The organism is Psychrobacter sp. FME6 (genome assembly GCF_014861365.1).
Taxonomy (GTDB): Bacteria; Pseudomonadota; Gammaproteobacteria; order Pseudomonadales; family Moraxellaceae; genus Psychrobacter.
This window is the reverse complement of record NZ_RRYW01000030.1, coordinates 15641-31545: the sequence shown is the minus strand read 5'-3', so window position 1 is coordinate 31545 and position 15905 is coordinate 15641. Positions and strand designations below refer to the sequence as shown.

Genomic DNA, 15905 nt, shown 5'->3' with positions numbered 1-15905 from the left:
CCGTTCGCTATTTTTTTTGCCATCAATTTGTCGCCAATGTTCAACACGCCCTAGTACTATACATCGACAGCGCGATTATATTCAGAGTAACCTAATAATAGGTATATCTGCTTCTGCCCAGTCTAGCTCATGAAGTTCCTGCTTTGTAAGCCACGATAGGTTATTATGTTCTACTTCTTTTATAGATTCTTTTTCATAGATGCTGCATCTATAAAAAGTAATATGAACCTTGAAATCTGGATACTGATGTTCTATTTTTTTCAATATTGATACTATTTCAATATGCGCATCTAGCTCTTCTAATATCTCACGGTGGAGTGCTTGTTCGTGAGTCTCGTTAGACTCAACTTTACCACCTGGAAATTCAAATTTATACGACAGATATTCGAACTTACTTTCTTTCTGAACCGCCCCGACTTTATCGGAGAGTGATTTACTTGATTCAGGCAGCAACACCTGACAGGATTAAACTATCATAATACCGCTTTTCAAATTCAAAAGGTGACACATAACCAATCGTACTATGCAATCGTGTTTTATTGAACCAGTCCACCCATTCAAGCGTGGCTAATTCAACATCGTTGACGCCAGTCCAGCTCTCTTTTAAATATTGAATCACCTCAGACTTATATAGGCCATTGACCGTTTCAGCCAATGCATTATCATACGAGTCGCCTGTTGTACCGACAGAAGCAATCACGCCAGAGTCAGCCATTTTATCAGTATAGCGAATGGATAAGTACTGAACCCCTCGATCACTGTGATGAATGACATCCTTAGGGTTGTTCCTGTCTGCTATCGCCTGATTTAGCGCAGCCATAACCATATCGGTATTCATGCGATTAGAGACTTTCCAACCAACGATAGCACGAGCAAACACATCAATAATAAAGGCAGTGTAAACCCAGCCGCTCGTCGTCTTGATATAAGTAAAGTCAGCCACCCATAACTGATTAGGATGATGGGCATTAAAGTTACGATTGACCAAATTATCAGCGCGCTTCTGGTCATCACGGCTATTGGTGGTAATCTTGCCTTTGCCACGCCAGATGCCTTGCATACCATACTGCTTCATTAAACGCTCTACGGTGCAACGAGCAACCTTTACGCCATCAGCCTTCATCTGCTGCCAGACTTTACGCACACCATAACGGCATTTTCTATCCTGCCAAATACGTTTAATCTCGCTGAGATAATAGTCGTCATGCTGACTGCGCAGTGAACGCTTTTCAGGATTGTTAGCTAAATAGTTTTCACGATGATAGGTTGACGGGGCAATCGGTAGTATTCGACAGATAAGCTCGACCCCATAACTACCTCTATAGTCATCAATAAACTGAACCATTGTCTGAGTGGGCGGTCGAGCTCCGCCTGGGCGAAAAAAGCCGCAGCCTTACGTATAATCTCATTGGCTTGCTTGAGCTCTCTGTTTTCGCGTTCAAGCTCTTTAATACGTTGCTCTTGGCTTTGGGCTTGTACTGATGCCGGAATGGTTTGCTCTATGTGCTTCTTATGCCATGATCGCAGGGTTTCAGGTGTACAGCTAATCTTAGGTGCAATGGCTTGAATAGCTGACCATGTGGAGGGGTAATCGCAAGACGCTTCAATCAGCATGCGAACGGCGCGTTCTTTCATCTCGGGAGTATAAGTTTGTCTTTTCATTGTCGTATTCTCTCAGAATATTAAGTCTCCGACAATCCTGGGGCGGTTCACAATGAATTTAAATTGCCATTACCATTTGAGCTACAGGCAGTTATTACAGAGAAAATTATAGTCAGTAATTCGGATGTAAAAAAATCACTTAAGGATTTAAAAGAACAACTTAGCTTGCCCGCTTTAAGTAATCAATATATCGACAATGGTTTGCATACCATTATAAACAACGAACTTCATCAGCCATTACACGTTGACATTATTACTGGTGTTGATGTTAAGCACAGCTCACCACTTTACTACACAAGTATTAGCACACAAAATTTAGAGAGTACCTATAGCAGTGCTATACACCTATTGACTGAACATTGTGATAAGGAAAGCAAGAACAAACTACGTCATATAGCAAAACAGGGTATTAAAAGTAATCATTTAAAGCAATATGTAGGCAGTAATATGCCATTAACTCTGAATGCCTGCCAAGCATTTTTTACTAGACTTAACGGTGCTATAGAAAGCTATAACGGTCGATTAAAGCATGGTTCGGATATTCTTCATGACAGGTACATTGAGCAGTTTAACTGCTATAGCGTTTGGCTATGGCATATTATCATCATTCAAACAGGCATACGACCTGCCGTTCATGCATCAGGACTGTTGAATCAGATTGATTTCGACCAAAAAATCATGTGGGTATCAGATAAAGAAGAACGAAACAATCAATCCTGTGGACGATTGATCCCCTTAAGCAATTTTCTAATCACTGCCATAAAACTAGGGGCTGTCCTAGATAAGTAAAATTATATAGGATAGCATCTACATCAACTAAAACAATGGGTTAAACAGGGTTTGAACTAGTTATCTAGGACAGCCCCTAAAAGTATTATAAGAAGAGATAAAATGAAATATGTGTTTGATAAGCAATTAGAAATGATTAATGACTGGTGCATGGTAAAAAATGTACAGCGGTTTAATCAGTTAAGTCAAATCATTTATATTGATAAGTCTATTGGTGATGGCTACTTTGAACGTTATGATTTCGGTAGCATTGGTCTATCACGGGTCAATTGCTACTTTCATAGAAATCATCAATTCATTAATCCTAATTGCCAAACCAGTTATGTTTTATACATTGTTTTGCAAGGGAGCTATGAATATCAGCTAGACGACAAAGTGACTATAGAAGAAAAAGTAGGAGTAAAAGCAACAGTAAAAACAGAAGCAAGGCAGGTAAATAGAACCAAGCTAAAACAGTTTGAGCAAGTAACGATAAATGCGCCTGCCATTTGGTTAATAAAAGGCGATTTAGGGAGATTGAGCACAATTATTAGTGCTAAGGAAGACATTAAAGCCTTATATATTGAGCTAGATAAAGACTTTGTTGGTAAATTAGCCACACAAATAGAGCAGCAGACAGATGCCAATAATTTAATCATATCCAAATTAATGACTATGTCCGATTCGTCAATTCTACCTTTAAACCTGACTACCAAAGCGGCAAATTTTGTAATGCAGGGCTGGGAGGTTTATAACACACCTAGTCCCACTGATGATATTAAATTTATGGCACTACAAGGACAATGCTTAACCTTTACGAGTTTATTATTGAAACAATGTATTACTGAAATAGGCGGGGCTAAAGTACAGGTTCTTAATTCTGCTTATCAAGCCAAACTGCTTCTTGATGAGTTTTACAATAAGAATTGGACGATACGAGAGCTTGCGCAAAAAACAGGCACAAATGAATGTTATTTAAAGGCCGAATTTAAGAAATTAACGACTCTAACGATTGGTGATTATCGAACTCATAAACGCATGCAGTTAGCCATGAAACTATTACAAGAGAGACAAAAAATTGCTCCAATTGCTAATCAGCTTGGTTTTAGTAGTACTCAATATTTTCGTCGGGTGTTTTACAAGTTTTATGGCTATATGCCGGATTAATATATGATAAATTGATATAAATCGGTAACTTTCCCGATTTTATTAAATAATTACGTATAGTCTAAAAATTTGTGTTAACTTTGTAAGTGATATTGATTATCATTAACATTATTTTTCATTTATGTTACTTTGGATTTATATATGTTGCCTAGCAAATTATCTTCCCTTCAATATTATCTCAGTGACCGTCATCTCAGTAAGGATATCAAAACGACTAAAAAATTTAATGCTTTATATATACCCTCCTTATATCTAGCGCCATTACTCAGTTTATATATTCCTACCACAGCATTGGCAGCCCCATATGAAAATAGCCTGTCCTCAAATGTGCAAACCTTTAATGCGGAACAATTTGCTGAGAGGCAAGAGGTCGCTGAACAAAATAATGGTATTAATGAAATGACATCTGATGACATGCCTACTGTCACCCTTGATGCGATTACTGTTAATGTTCGAGGTATTGAAGAAGACGAGTTAAAGACCCCCTTTGTGGTTGATACGATTGACGCGCAAGAAATTGAAGACAAGCAATATGTGACGGTAACAGATGCCTTGCGAGATGTACCTAGTATAGATATCCACGATGGTGGTAATGTGGGCTACTCGACACTATGGATGCGTGGTACAGGCTCGTTAAGTATTACCAGTCTTGATGATAATTCTGTTGATGTCCGAATAGATGGTATCAGCAATGGTAAAACGGGATTGGCACGAAACTTAATTGATGTTGAAAAAGTTGAAGTCGCAAAAGGTCCTCAAGGGACGCTATTGGGTTCAAGTGCTGAGGCTGGTGGTATCATTATCAAAACCTTTGACCCATCAGATTATACAGAAGGCAGGGTCAGTGTGGGTGTGGGTAATCATAATCTTAAGCGTGGCGAGGCGATGCTAAATCTACCTATAACGGATAATGTTTCTTTTCGCATTGCAGGTATGCTGGAGGAACGTGATAATAGTCTGATAAAACGAGAAGATGGCAAACCGCTTAATAAAAAAGACAAACAAGGCATACAAGCCAAGTTGCGTTGGCATGATGATAACGAAGACAATAATGTCGTCTTAACCGCTTATCATGATGAGCAAACCAATAATGTTCCTGTCCTACAAAAAGATTTTGATACTTATAAAGTTGCCACGTTTAATCTACCACATGAAAATACAAACACCGCTAAGGGCCTGAATTTAGTGGTGAATAGTACCGCTTTTGATTTTGCTGATATAGAGTCAAAAACAGGTTATCACCATTATGATAGCGATATTCTGCGCCCCTACCTACCGCCAGAGATGTTGTCCCTACAATTCAGCGGATACCGAATTCCAGAAGACCAACAGCCCATATTTAGTGAGGTTCTTACCCATCCTGATAACAATCGTCAATACTTAGAGGAATCGATTAAACAGGTTTCGCAAGAAATAACATTGGTCTCTAAGCCAGAGAGCGAAGTCCAGTGGGTCGCAGGACTCTACTTCGCAAACAAAGATAGGGTGTGGAAAAACGATGCCCGAATGAACTTAAATGACATGCCAGATGGGTTATTGAAAAACAGCACTCTTGGTAGTGCGAACAACGCAATTACCGATAAAACATTTGATACCCAGACGAAAGCCATATTTGGTGAAATAACGTATCCTGCGACCGAAAGTCTAGATGTGATAGCAGGGCTACGTTTGGCAAATGAAGAGCAAACACACGATGCCGTTTGGCAAGGCAATGATAATAACCCATTGGGTAATGATGTAAAAAGTGGCAGTAAAACGCTGGAGGACACCGCAACGACGGGACGCTTTGGTTTGAGCTATACTATAAGTCCTAATTGGCGGGTATATGCACTACAATCACGCGGTCATAAGTTCGGTGGGTTTGCCGATTATGACAATAACATGGCTTATGGTAACCCCCTTGCATATTACAAGCCGACGACAATTGATGCCTCTGAGATTGGTACAAAATATCGCAGTGCAGACAATCGCTTAAATTTGGGGTTGGCACTTTATCGTAACAAAATGAAAGACGACCATATGAGCGTAACAGCCTCACCTCCTGAATATAAAAGTGAAACGTTCAACGTTGATAGCCGTAGTCAAGGTATCGAGCTATCCGCAGATTGGCGAATGACCAATAATTGGCAGATAAAAACCCAACTTGCCTACACCGATGCAAAGGTCACTGATGCTAGCGAAGTACCACCACCCGCTAGACCGGGGATGTTACCGCTAACGGCAGAAGATAACCACATGCCACAAGTGCCAAAATTCAGTGGCAGTATTAGTATGCAATACAACGATGATTTACTGTTTACATTGCCAGTATTTGGTAAAGCGCAGTGGTTCGCTGATGCAAAATATCGCTACGTGGGTGACCGTTATGCGCAAGCGTACAATGGTATTGAGCTTGAGAGTTATGGTTTGGTTGACGCTAGTCTAGGACTCACCAGCTACAACCACGAACTAAGCATTTGGGGTAAAAACTTAACAGATGAACGCTACGAGCATATAAAAATATATCCGATGAATGTTGGTATATTAGGAACTGATAGAAGCTATGGTCTTAAATATAGTTATTACTATTAAGACTGTCACTACTATTAAGGTAACAACAGATGAGGATATCTTCCAATCGCAAGCCTTGGGTTTTGCTTGCCAGTATTTATATCACTCAGTATATCGGGCTGGCGTTTATTTTTGCATCTTCAGTCGCTATTATGCGCGATATGGGGATGCCATTAAACAAAATTGCTTTATTAAACATCATTGCCTTACCGCTATTATTAAAGATACTGTACGCCCCATTTATAGATCTTATTCGTCCCGCATTTATGCATAGACGGCTACAAGGACGCTATCGTAGTTGGTTACTTATAGCGCAGTTTTTAATGATGATTTTATTGGTTATCATCGGCATGCTAGATATTGCGACACAGTTTAGTCTAATGATAGGATTAATGCTTGTTTATGCTTTGGCCGTGAGCGTGCAAGATGTTGCGATAGATGGCCTTGCGAACAAAATCTTTAGTAAAAATGAGCGGCAACGAGCAAACAGTGTGCAGTTCTCTGGTAATCTTGTGGGTAATATTATTGGTGGTGGCCTGATACTTATGGCATATCCTTGGCTACAATGGCAAGGGGCACTGCTTGTGCTAGCGTTATTAACAAGTATCTCATGGTTACAACTGCTGCGTTATGTAGAGCCGACAATAGAGTTACCAGAAAATGCTGATACCCGTACAGCCGCTACGCAGTTTGTGCAAAAGACGTCTTTAACGCGCTCGTTAGTTATCTTGTTAGTCGCCATGTGGCAATTTATAAGAAGTAATCTGGCATGGTTTATTTTATTAGTAATTTACCCTGTCGGATTTAGTGCCGGCTTTACCCTATTGAATCCAATACTGGTGGATGCGCACTGGACGTTTGCAGATATAGGTTTTGTGACTAAAGTATACGGTTCTGTGATTGGGGTGATTTCTGCGCTTAGTGCCAGTCTTCTTATTGACAAAATGGGCCGAGTTAAAACATTGCTCATGTTAACGGTAGCGCAAGCTTTGGTACTGATGTTATTTTTACCTCTAAGCTATGGTTACACCAATAAGCTTATGGTATATAGTGCAGTGACCACCTACTTTTTAGTAAACCCTGCACTCATGACGACTGTTGCCACAATTGCGATGGATAAAGCCAGCCTAAAATCTGCCAAAGCCACGTTCTTTACCTTGCAACTGGGTACTTTTTCTTTTATGGGCTTTGTTTGTGCAGGTGTAGCGATGACGGCAGCCAATACGTTTGGCTACAGCAAAGTGCTAATGGCAAGTATCTCTCTCACCCTCATCATTGTCTTATTTATGCGCGCAAAACAAACCATGTTTAATAGCTAGATCTCAGTCACTTAATCTAGGGCGTGTCTTCATTTACAATTTATGGGCTAAAAATGGCTATATTACCGCCAAACTTTGTCTAATTCGTAGTCAATATGTCTATATTAACTGCGAAATTATTCGCGTTTGACAACAATCTATCTCATTTTTATCTCTATAATCCAATTGGAGACATGCCCTAGACAGACCTTAGTCTTAATCAACCTTAAAAGTGGTACACGGCAGATAATTGCAAGTACTACAGTAGTAGGCTAAGCGAGTCTTACATCGTAACTCTTTAAGGGTGGGCAACTATAGTATCGCTTCTACACATTTTCTTCTATTACGCTAGGGTCCGTTAATTGTTTAATAAACCCTAAATTCTATTCACTAGCACAGCACAGGTTACCTTATGCCAGCCACCCGCCCCTTTACGCCGATAGCAGATATAGATGCCAAGTTAGACATCATCGAGCATCTTAATCAAGACCATATCGAAGAAGTACAAGCGATTGCAGCGTATTATTACCCCGATTTAGCAATTACAAATCCTCTTATTATAGATATTTATAAAGAAGGGATGCTGATATCAGCACAGGTAAATAATAAAGCCCAAGAGTTGTTTGTCGATTTTAAACTTGAAGGTGATTTAGAAGAACAGGTGCTTTATTTGGCATATACTGCGATGGCGGAGCAAGGTCGCGATTTAACAGGTAATAAAAAGCATTACTTTGAGGTGATTGGTAAACAAAAATTAACGCCAAACATGACGCGGTTGACGCTACATAGTGAGACACCGCTACCAGAAAATTATGCCGGCTATGCTTATGGAATGATACTAAAAGTACTGAATACCCTCCCCCTTCAGCAGACAGTAGCAGACAAGCAGCAAACCACCTCGCTAACCACCTCCATAAAAGAACAGGTTAACAAACAAGTAAAAAAACGAGGCAATCAAGCATTCTTATGGCTGCTTAAAAAAGTATCTAGTGATAGAAGGCAAAAGATTGTAAAAACCATCAATAAAGATATTCGTCTGTACACACTACGCTCGGCTTGGAAGAGTAAAAAATCTGATTTTAATAATCAAGGTTATATGGATGTGTTCACGCATGGAAATAGTGCAGGTAGCTTATGGATTGAAACAGTAAATTTGGGCGATATTGTTTTTAGTCGTACAGAAACCGATGACAAGCACGCGCATTTACAGGAGGGGCAAACGGTGTTAATTGCTGATGAAACGGCTTATCCTGCTTTGGCGGGTATTCTGGACTTTTGGCAAAACGATATACCGCCTCATATTGTTATCTTAAGTCAACAACCGTTAGAACAAGATTACTTTGACGATAATGAATTTCCGGTAGGAGCGACTATTCATCGTATTGTCAGCCCATATAATCAACAAGGATTAAAAACCCTTGAGATATTAAAAGATATTGAGTCTATAGACGGGGTATGGGGCGCGTTTGAAAGCAAGGCGTGTAAAGTCGTGCGTCATTATTTACGTAATGAGCGCCAGTTAACTGGCAAGCAGAACCATATTAAAGGATATTGGAAAGCCACTACTGATTGATATGGCTAGGCGGCTAGTCCAGCCTAGCTGCCTAGCTGTATATGTTTAAACTTTCTTCGGCATACTATGGCAAGAACAAATGACGACACCGCCAATCCCACTACCATTAATAACCATATGTCTTCAACGCACAGTCTCATTATCCAATTAAATTTAATAGAGAGGATAACGATGGGAACAATAAATAGCCAATAATTGATAAGTATCACCAATAAGGGTTTTACGAAATCTTCAAAACCTCGTAAAACACCACTGATGAGCATTTGCATGGCACTAAAAAATTGAAAAGCAGCGCCATATGTCATCAGAATGGTGGCTATCTCTTTTACGCCATCGTCATTGGTAAAATAGCCCACTATCTTATCATCGTAAACGACTAATAAGGCGGCCATAATCGTTGCATACACCACCGTAACCAACAGGGTGAATATTGCCACTTTTGCAGCGTTTGACGCATCCGCTATACCATTAAAGTAGGCGATGCGAATCGTTGTTGCATTCGCAATAGCCACAGGAATCATAAACGCAACCAAGGTGATGTTTAAAACAATTTGATGCGCAGCAATGTGCCGAATACTGTAGGTGGAGATTAAAAAAGCCAACACGGTTAACGCCATGACTTCGAGTAAAAAAGAAAAACCAATGGGCAATCCTTCTATGAGTAAGCGTTTACTATCTTGTTTGTCTACAGAAACATTATTACCAGAGACCGAATGACCAGCACTGGCAACCCAAGGTAACTGTTGAGTAATCTGTTTTTTTAAAAACATACAAGCGATATACCCACTTACTGCCGTCGCCAGTCCGCATCCCATCCCACCCATTTCAGGAAACCCTAAAAAACCATGGATAAAAATAACATTCAGACAAGCGTTCATAATAACCAGTAGAAAGCTCACTAAAACAATAGGTTTTAGGGTACTATTCCCTTCACCCGTTATTCTATACATAAGCATATGAATAATACCTGGCATCCCAAGGCCAACAAACATTAAATAATTTCTCGTGATTAAACTGACCTCGTCATCTTGAATAAACCAAGTGACTGAAAAGGCTAATAGTTCAATGATTACGAATCCAATAATAGACAGCCAAAAAGCAACGTTTTTGGCATGTAAAAAGAGCTTTTGAGCCGCTATATGTGTATTGCCGTGATAAATGTTATTGGCATCGGCGTTATTGGTATCAACAGTATTGTTAAGGGCGGCAAATTTAGGAACAAAGACATATAACACACCCGTAAAAAAAAGAAAGACAGGTGTCCATATGGCACTGCCTAAACCCACGGCGGCTAGATCTTTATAATTATATTGTCCAGCAACCATCGCATCAACGATACCGAGCGAGGCTTGGCAAAGCTGTATGAGTATCAATGGAATAGCAAGCTTTAAAATAGGTTTAATGATGGTAGAGTTTGTCATTTTAAATAGGCTTCAAAAAATAAGGCGATAGGGGTTTATTACTAAATGCTGGGCGGATACCAGCTTTTATATTGGGTACTTATGCTGCGTTCTTATATACGGTTCGATATATCAGATGGTAGTTGTTGTATACTCAATGGCATAAGTGACTATTTGTAGCATCTCTTTGCACACCTCACGATTGTTAAAATAAAAATGACCGCCTGCAAAAACGTAACTTCCTAGCCAGTTTTCACTATAAGCTGACCAAGCATCCATTTTGGTCTTGTCAGCTATATCCGTGTCGTCATCGCCATATAATGCCAGTAGCGGCACGGTGGTCTTCTTTGGATTGTCTGCTAATAATCTATCGTTCACTAAAAAATCATTACGCAAAATACGTAAAAAGAAAGATAAGGTGTTTTTGTTGTCAAGAATTGCTTTTGGTGTGCCGTTATAATGCGTTAATGCCTCAATTAACTCCTCATCCGTTAATAAATGCTTGAGTGGCATATGCCGAGTATGCTGATAGCTTGGTCTACCACTGACGATAATGAGACTAAGAAAGGGGCGAGTAGACGCATCTAAATAATTAATGACTTTCCAGAGTAACGCTGCTCCCAAACTATGCCCAAAAAGTGCAAAAGAGTGCTGTCTTTTGCTAACGTCTCGATTGATATTTTCAGCGATTTCTTGGGCAAGAACGTCTGGACAATCGCATAATGGCGTGCTCATTTTAATACCATGGCCTGGATATTCTACTGGTATCACATTAAGATAGCTTGGGAGTAGTTTTTGCCAAGCGCTATACAACATAGAGCTACTCCCTGCTGGCGGTAAACAATACATATCATATGTCGTCATGCTTTCCTTTTGTACCCTACGTTTTTTATCATTGATGACGCCTTAAGCGCTTACCGGTGACGTATTTTGAGCGTTATAGAAAGTGTCCCGGTAGCAAAAATATAACATTGCCACTTTTTCGGGCATATCAAGCTCACCTTGAGGCTCATAAGACAAAGCGTTCAAGATCTTCGACATGGGTTTATTCTTGCTATCAGGCTCTACGATAACTTTACGAGCGCGACTGTTTTGGAATATAAAATCCGTTAGGCACCGTATAATGGGTTTAGCATAGCCTTTACCGACGACGTCCGTTTCTCCTAGTAGGATATGAAAGCCCATATCTGCCGCCTTAATATCATAATATAAACGGACACGATCTCGGGCCGCTTCATACACTTCAATGTACCCCACAGCCCTACCATTTATCGTTATGAAATAAAGCTTTTGATGGTCGTCTACAATCATCTTTTCATAGTAGGCCAGTAGTTTAGGCATCGGCTCATTTAATTGCCATTGCGGGATAACGTGTTCTTTATGCATCCAGTCATATATCAGTGGCATATCGTCGGGGTATTGAATTTGCCTTAGTCCATATACTGTGTCCGCTATTTTTTTTTCATAATTATTTGGCAATATTTGCGATAGGTTTGGCATATCAAGCTCTCTTTATTATAGTAAGGCTATTGTAATGCTTTGGGTAGAAAGTCTTGGAACGCTATTTTTTTCTCTACTTGATAATATTCTTCACCCAATATTTGGTTGATGATGATCGAGTTTCTATAACATCCCATGCCGAGATCCGGCACAGAGATACCATGAGAATACAAGCCAACATTTTGCACAAAGATAGTTTCGTCATCATCTATGCTATAGTTCCGAGCGATTTGATAACGCCCCTCCGTGTCATCTCTATTGATTTTTTCAGAGATAGAATGGATAAATTCTGGTGTTTTATATTCGTAGCCTAGTGCTAAAATCAGTGCTTGGGTATCCATCTTAAATTCTTTATTTAAATCTAGATGATTCAGTTGCAAGGAGAGTGTCTGGTCATTTTTTTTCTCTACATCGTTCAAGCGTACGTTAATGAGCATGTTGACATTAATCGGACTTTTTTTCGCTTTGATATGGTAATCCCCCCAATAAATAAGAACACTCATAAATAGAGAGTAACTGCTAGAATACATCAGCAGGAGAATCCTATGAAAAAGACACGCTTTAGCGACAACCAAATCGTCAACATCCTAAAACAAGCCGAACAAGGTGTCCCTATTACCGAGCTCTGCCGTGAGCATAACATCAGCCAAAGCACCTTCTACAACTGGCGATCTAAATATGGTGGTATGGACGCCACACTTATCAGCCGTCTTAAAGAGCTTGAAGTTGAAAATGCCCGCTTAAAGAAGATGTACGCTGATGAATGTCTTAAATCCGACATCCTACAGGATGCTATGTCAAAAAAGTGGTAGCGCCCCAAAGGCGCCGGCAGATGGCTTGTCACTATATTGAAGATCGTAGCTGTAGTGGTCAACTAATTTAGGACACCTGATAAGAGGTTTTTGTTAAAGTAGCGTTTCTCTTTTTCTAGCGGTGTTAAATAGTCATTAAAACGGTGTGGTCTCACTGACTGATAATAGCCCCAAATATAATCAATAATGGCAGTCCGAGCTTCAGCAATATTCTCATAACCGCCCTTTGGCATCCATTCTGTTTTAAAGCTCCTGAAGAACCTTACAGTTGGCGCGTTGTCCCAACAGTTACCTTTTCGGCTCATGCTCTGCTTCATGCCATTACAACTTGCCACAGATTCAGCAAACTTCTTGCTAGTGTAATGGGTGCCTTGATCAGAGTGAAACAACACCCCACTTGGCTTTAAGCGCGACTGATACGCCATCTGCAGCGCTTTGGTTGTCAGCATACTGTCAGGCGAATCTGATACAGCAAAGCCAACAATACGACGAGCATATAAATCTAAAACGATAGCTAGGTAGCACCAGCCGCCTTTAATGCGAACATAAGTGACATCACCTGTCCAGACATGATTGGGCGATGTGGGGCTAAAGTTACGGTTCAGTATGTTGTCATGAGCTTTGTGTTCTTCATCACAGTGCTTGTATTTATGCGTCTTTAACTGACAGCTTTTAAGCCCCATGCTGCTCATAAGTTTACCTACCATATAACGGGTCAGCTTGATGCCGTGTTCATTCATTAGTATAGCGGCAATGCTGCGAGCGCCTGCTGAGCGCTTTGAGTCGTTAAATATTTGGCGGACTAATGCTTTAGTTTTGACGGCTTCAAGGCTGATGGGCTTGGGCTTTAGTCCATAGTAGTAACTGCTCCTCAATACCCCAAACAACTTGCATAAAAGGCTTTTACTGGCCCGTTTGTCTTGCTCTGCAAGCTTGCTTATCAGCGATAGCCGTTCAGGCTGTCCAAGGCCAGCAGAGCAGAAGCCTTTTTTAATATGTCGCGCTCCATAGTCAGCCGCTTAACCTGCTTACGCAATTCTTGAAGCTCGCGCTGTTCATCCGTTAAAGCGTTGCCGACTTTAGGCACTTGGCCACTCATTTCTTGACGGTACTGACTCAGCCATTTCTGCAGGGTAGATTTGCCAATACCCAGTGAGCTTGCCACATCAGGTATGGTGCGGTTGTGATCAGTGACTAAGCTAATCGCTTCTAATTTAAATTCTCGGGTATATTGGTTGCGTTTGTTGGTCATACTATTTTCCTTCTTTGGGTTAGTATAGCCTCTTAGCAGTTGTCCAATTTAATTATGCCACTACACATCCACCTCACTAGCGCGTTCATCAAGCGTTATAGAGGTTGAGTTTAAAAGTGGCTTAATAGCAATGTATCTTTCATGCGCCTTTTTCCAGTCATCATCACTGACTTCGTTGATATCAAACTTAATAGTCACATTATTAGTATCAACAATATTTTGAAAGTCATGGATACTCATAACTTTATTGCGCTGATTAGATAGCTTTTTAAATAAAGCCTGATTCATATCATCCATGAATTCAATTAATTGGTAGTCTTGTTTGTCTTGCCTATTTGTATAAACACCACCTAGAGCAAGTTGAACATAACTACGTTCAGGTTGACGCTCGTAAAAAATTTCACGAGTCATATTGGTTAAGTTCTTCATGTTATTCGGCATGCCAAATCTCCACTTTTTCACTACGTATATCGTTCCAAACGTCAAATCCAATTAGCTTATTCGCCATCAGATACCATATAAACTGACGACCTCTAGGGCGATAAATATCACCTTTGAAGTATCTTTCTAAGATGTATTCGACAGTCGTGTTATCTCTTAGTTCTAGATCTGCCAACACCGCTTTAACTTCTTCAGGAGCTGCATATAAATTCTTGTACTTTCTCAAGAAGTTGATGTTGTGAAAAGCTAGATGATGAATTCTATCTTCATCATAAATTGCAAATCTAAAGCCTTGATCTTTACTATACTTGATAGCTGCCTTCCATTTATCTGACCAATCACGCCAATTCTCTTGCCATTCTAATTTGGGTTTAACCTCAACGATTACTGATTTACCGTGGTCCTCGGAAAGTTGTACAAAATAGTCTGGCGTATAAGAGTGAGTACGACCATTTTTCTTAAAGGGAATAGAGACTGGCTGTGGCACTATGTCTATGACTTCCTTTCTGAAAGTCTGATAGCGTAAAAAATCACGCTCTAAAGTAGATTCATAAGCTATTGACTCACCCATAAAAGCGAAATGGCCCGATATACTTCTGTAGGTGGGTTTAATTTTACGAACTTGTTTCATATAAAAATCCTTTGGTAGTAAGTGTATTATGTTCTTTTTTGACAAGGTTTATCGATAAGAAAAACCTTTTTGACAAGGTTAGTCGTAAAATAGTGACAGAGTTTGATGGTAAAGTTTCTCTGAAGAGAAGATTTTTTGGTGGATAATTGACATGGTATATGGGAAGTGACAGCGCTCACTTTGCTCTGACAATGGAGTGACCTCAACAGTGTCACCATCAATAACACGAATACCTGTGATGTTTAGAACGTTAGCCTCAAAGCACTTAACGGCGTTATCACCGTCATCTCCACTACTATCGCTATTATTAGATCCTGAGCTACTTTCAATGACGCCAGAAGGATTGGGGGGAAGCTCGTCATAACCACCACCGCATCCCACTAAGGAAGCAGCGATAGTTAAACATAAACCTTTAATAAGTAGGTTCATATTTAACCGCCCGGACAGATAGATTCACAAGGTACACCATCTTTATCGCGGTCTAATCTGGTATTACCGCACTTGAGTGCTTGCTTGGCCTGTTCACAACTAACCATCTGACCACAAACACGCGGTAAGCCTTTACCTTGCGATCCACCAGCGCCCTTAGCAAACAGAGGATGATTAACCTCAGCTGCATTATAAAACGGATTATCAGTAGTAGTAACAGTGCCGTTTGACTACATTGCAAAGACAGATATTACTGTTGCTAAAATTAATTTTTTCATAAATAAAACCCTTCCATAAGAATTTCTAGAGAAGGCGAATTATCTTCTACACTAGAAACTCTATATTTGTTCAATAAGAACACATATTATATATGTAAACTTTAGTCTTGAACGTTGAATAAGCATTTTTATGCAGTCTCTCAT

Annotated in this window: 17 protein-coding genes, 1 pseudogene and 1 other annotated feature; of the genes and pseudogenes, 6 read left to right on the top strand and 12 right to left on the bottom strand. The window is 40.0% G+C overall.

Going from position 1 to position 15905, the window contains the following annotated elements; all coding sequences use genetic code 11:
- Positions 1 to 81: 81 nt before the first annotated feature.
- Both EI162_RS06320 and EI162_RS06315 read right to left on the bottom strand, forming a co-directional pair.
- Positions 82 to 453: a (deoxy)nucleoside triphosphate pyrophosphohydrolase gene (locus EI162_RS06320; protein WP_225736917.1), complete on the bottom strand. Its 372-nt coding sequence runs from the start codon at positions 451 to 453 to the stop codon at positions 82 to 84.
- Positions 443 to 1662, bottom strand: a protein-coding gene (locus tag EI162_RS06315; protein WP_225736916.1) for an IS3 family transposase whose coding sequence is annotated in 2 segments (ribosomal slippage) — positions 443 to 1377 and positions 1377 to 1662 — 1221 coding nt in all. Because the reading frame shifts where the segments join, the coding sequence is not laid out codon by codon here. Before EI162_RS06315 ends, EI162_RS06320 begins: the two co-directional genes overlap by 11 nt.
- Positions 1271 to 1387 (bottom strand) — a sequence feature (AL1L pseudoknot). (Overlaps the previous gene by 117 nt.)
- Before the next feature lie 63 nt (positions 1663 to 1725).
- Here EI162_RS06315 and EI162_RS06310 point away from each other — a divergent pair.
- The 5 genes from EI162_RS06310 (at position 1726) to EI162_RS06290 (ending at position 9018) form a co-directional block, all read left to right on the top strand.
- On the top strand, positions 1726 to 2451 hold the full coding sequence (locus EI162_RS06310; RefSeq protein ID WP_192519481.1) for a hypothetical protein: 726 nt from the start codon (positions 1726 to 1728) through the stop codon (positions 2449 to 2451).
- A 102-nt stretch (positions 2452 to 2553) separates the two neighbouring features.
- Positions 2554 to 3597: a helix-turn-helix transcriptional regulator gene (locus EI162_RS06305; RefSeq protein WP_192519480.1), complete on the top strand. Its 1044-nt coding sequence runs from the start codon at positions 2554 to 2556 to the stop codon at positions 3595 to 3597.
- 141 nt (positions 3598 to 3738) lie between these two features.
- Positions 3739 to 6168, top strand: coding sequence for a TonB-dependent receptor (locus EI162_RS06300; protein WP_192523546.1), 2430 nt, complete (start codon positions 3739 to 3741; stop codon positions 6166 to 6168).
- A gap of 29 nt (positions 6169 to 6197) precedes the next feature.
- On the top strand, positions 6198 to 7466 hold the full coding sequence (locus EI162_RS06295) for an MFS transporter (RefSeq protein WP_192520254.1): 1269 nt from the start codon (positions 6198 to 6200) through the stop codon (positions 7464 to 7466).
- Between the two features lie 391 nt (positions 7467 to 7857).
- The gene (locus EI162_RS06290) at positions 7858 to 9018 is read left to right on the top strand and encodes a siderophore-interacting protein (RefSeq protein WP_192520253.1); all 1161 of its coding nucleotides are present in this window, start codon (positions 7858 to 7860) and stop codon (positions 9016 to 9018) included.
- A 23-nt stretch (positions 9019 to 9041) separates the two neighbouring features.
- Here EI162_RS06290 and EI162_RS06285 read toward each other — a convergent pair whose 3' ends face one another.
- The 4 genes from EI162_RS06285 to EI162_RS06270 form a co-directional block, all read right to left on the bottom strand.
- A complete protein-coding gene (locus EI162_RS06285) occupies positions 9042 to 10439 on the bottom strand; it encodes an MATE family efflux transporter (protein ID WP_192520252.1) in 1398 nt (465 codons plus the stop codon).
- Positions 10440 to 10550: 111 nt separating this feature from the next.
- Positions 10551 to 11267: a thioesterase II family protein gene (locus EI162_RS06280; protein WP_225736919.1), complete on the bottom strand. Its 717-nt coding sequence runs from the start codon at positions 11265 to 11267 to the stop codon at positions 10551 to 10553.
- A gap of 57 nt (positions 11268 to 11324) precedes the next feature.
- Positions 11325 to 11918 (bottom strand): GNAT family N-acetyltransferase, encoded by a 594-nt coding sequence (locus EI162_RS06275; protein ID WP_192520251.1) that lies wholly within the window; start codon positions 11916 to 11918, stop codon positions 11325 to 11327.
- Between the two features lie 26 nt (positions 11919 to 11944).
- Positions 11945 to 12421 carry a SidA/IucD/PvdA family monooxygenase gene (locus tag EI162_RS06270; protein WP_192523545.1) on the bottom strand — a complete coding sequence of 159 codons (477 nt, stop codon included), beginning with the start codon at positions 12419 to 12421 and terminating at the stop codon, positions 11945 to 11947.
- A gap of 42 nt (positions 12422 to 12463) precedes the next feature.
- Here EI162_RS06270 and EI162_RS06265 point away from each other — a divergent pair.
- Positions 12464 to 12756, top strand: a pseudogene (locus EI162_RS06265) (transposase); the annotation flags it as partial.
- A gap of 36 nt (positions 12757 to 12792) precedes the next feature.
- Here EI162_RS06265 and EI162_RS06260 read toward each other — a convergent pair.
- From EI162_RS06260 to EI162_RS14915, 6 genes are all read right to left on the bottom strand, one after another.
- Positions 12793 to 13671: an IS3 family transposase gene (locus EI162_RS06260; RefSeq protein ID WP_318779294.1), complete on the bottom strand. Its 879-nt coding sequence runs from the start codon at positions 13669 to 13671 to the stop codon at positions 12793 to 12795.
- Positions 13671 to 13982, bottom strand: a complete 312-nt coding sequence (locus tag EI162_RS06255; RefSeq protein ID WP_192523544.1) for a transposase — start codon at positions 13980 to 13982, stop codon at positions 13671 to 13673. Before EI162_RS06255 ends, EI162_RS06260 begins: the two co-directional genes overlap by 1 nt.
- Positions 13983 to 14042: 60 nt before the next feature.
- Entirely contained in the window at positions 14043 to 14423 is a 381-nt protein-coding gene (locus tag EI162_RS06250; protein ID WP_192523543.1) for a hypothetical protein, read from the bottom strand.
- Entirely contained in the window at positions 14413 to 15054 is a 642-nt protein-coding gene (locus tag EI162_RS06245) for a TnsA endonuclease N-terminal domain-containing protein (RefSeq protein WP_192520017.1), read from the bottom strand. Before EI162_RS06245 ends, EI162_RS06250 begins: the two co-directional genes overlap by 11 nt.
- 78 nt (positions 15055 to 15132) lie before the next feature.
- The gene (locus EI162_RS06240; RefSeq protein ID WP_192523542.1) at positions 15133 to 15483 is read right to left on the bottom strand and encodes a hypothetical protein; all 351 of its coding nucleotides are present in this window, start codon (positions 15481 to 15483) and stop codon (positions 15133 to 15135) included.
- A 2-nt stretch (positions 15484 to 15485) separates the two neighbouring features.
- Positions 15486 to 15590 (bottom strand): excalibur calcium-binding domain-containing protein, encoded by a 105-nt coding sequence (locus EI162_RS14915; protein WP_192523541.1) that lies wholly within the window; start codon positions 15588 to 15590, stop codon positions 15486 to 15488.
- Between the last annotated feature and the right edge of the window lie 315 nt (positions 15591 to 15905).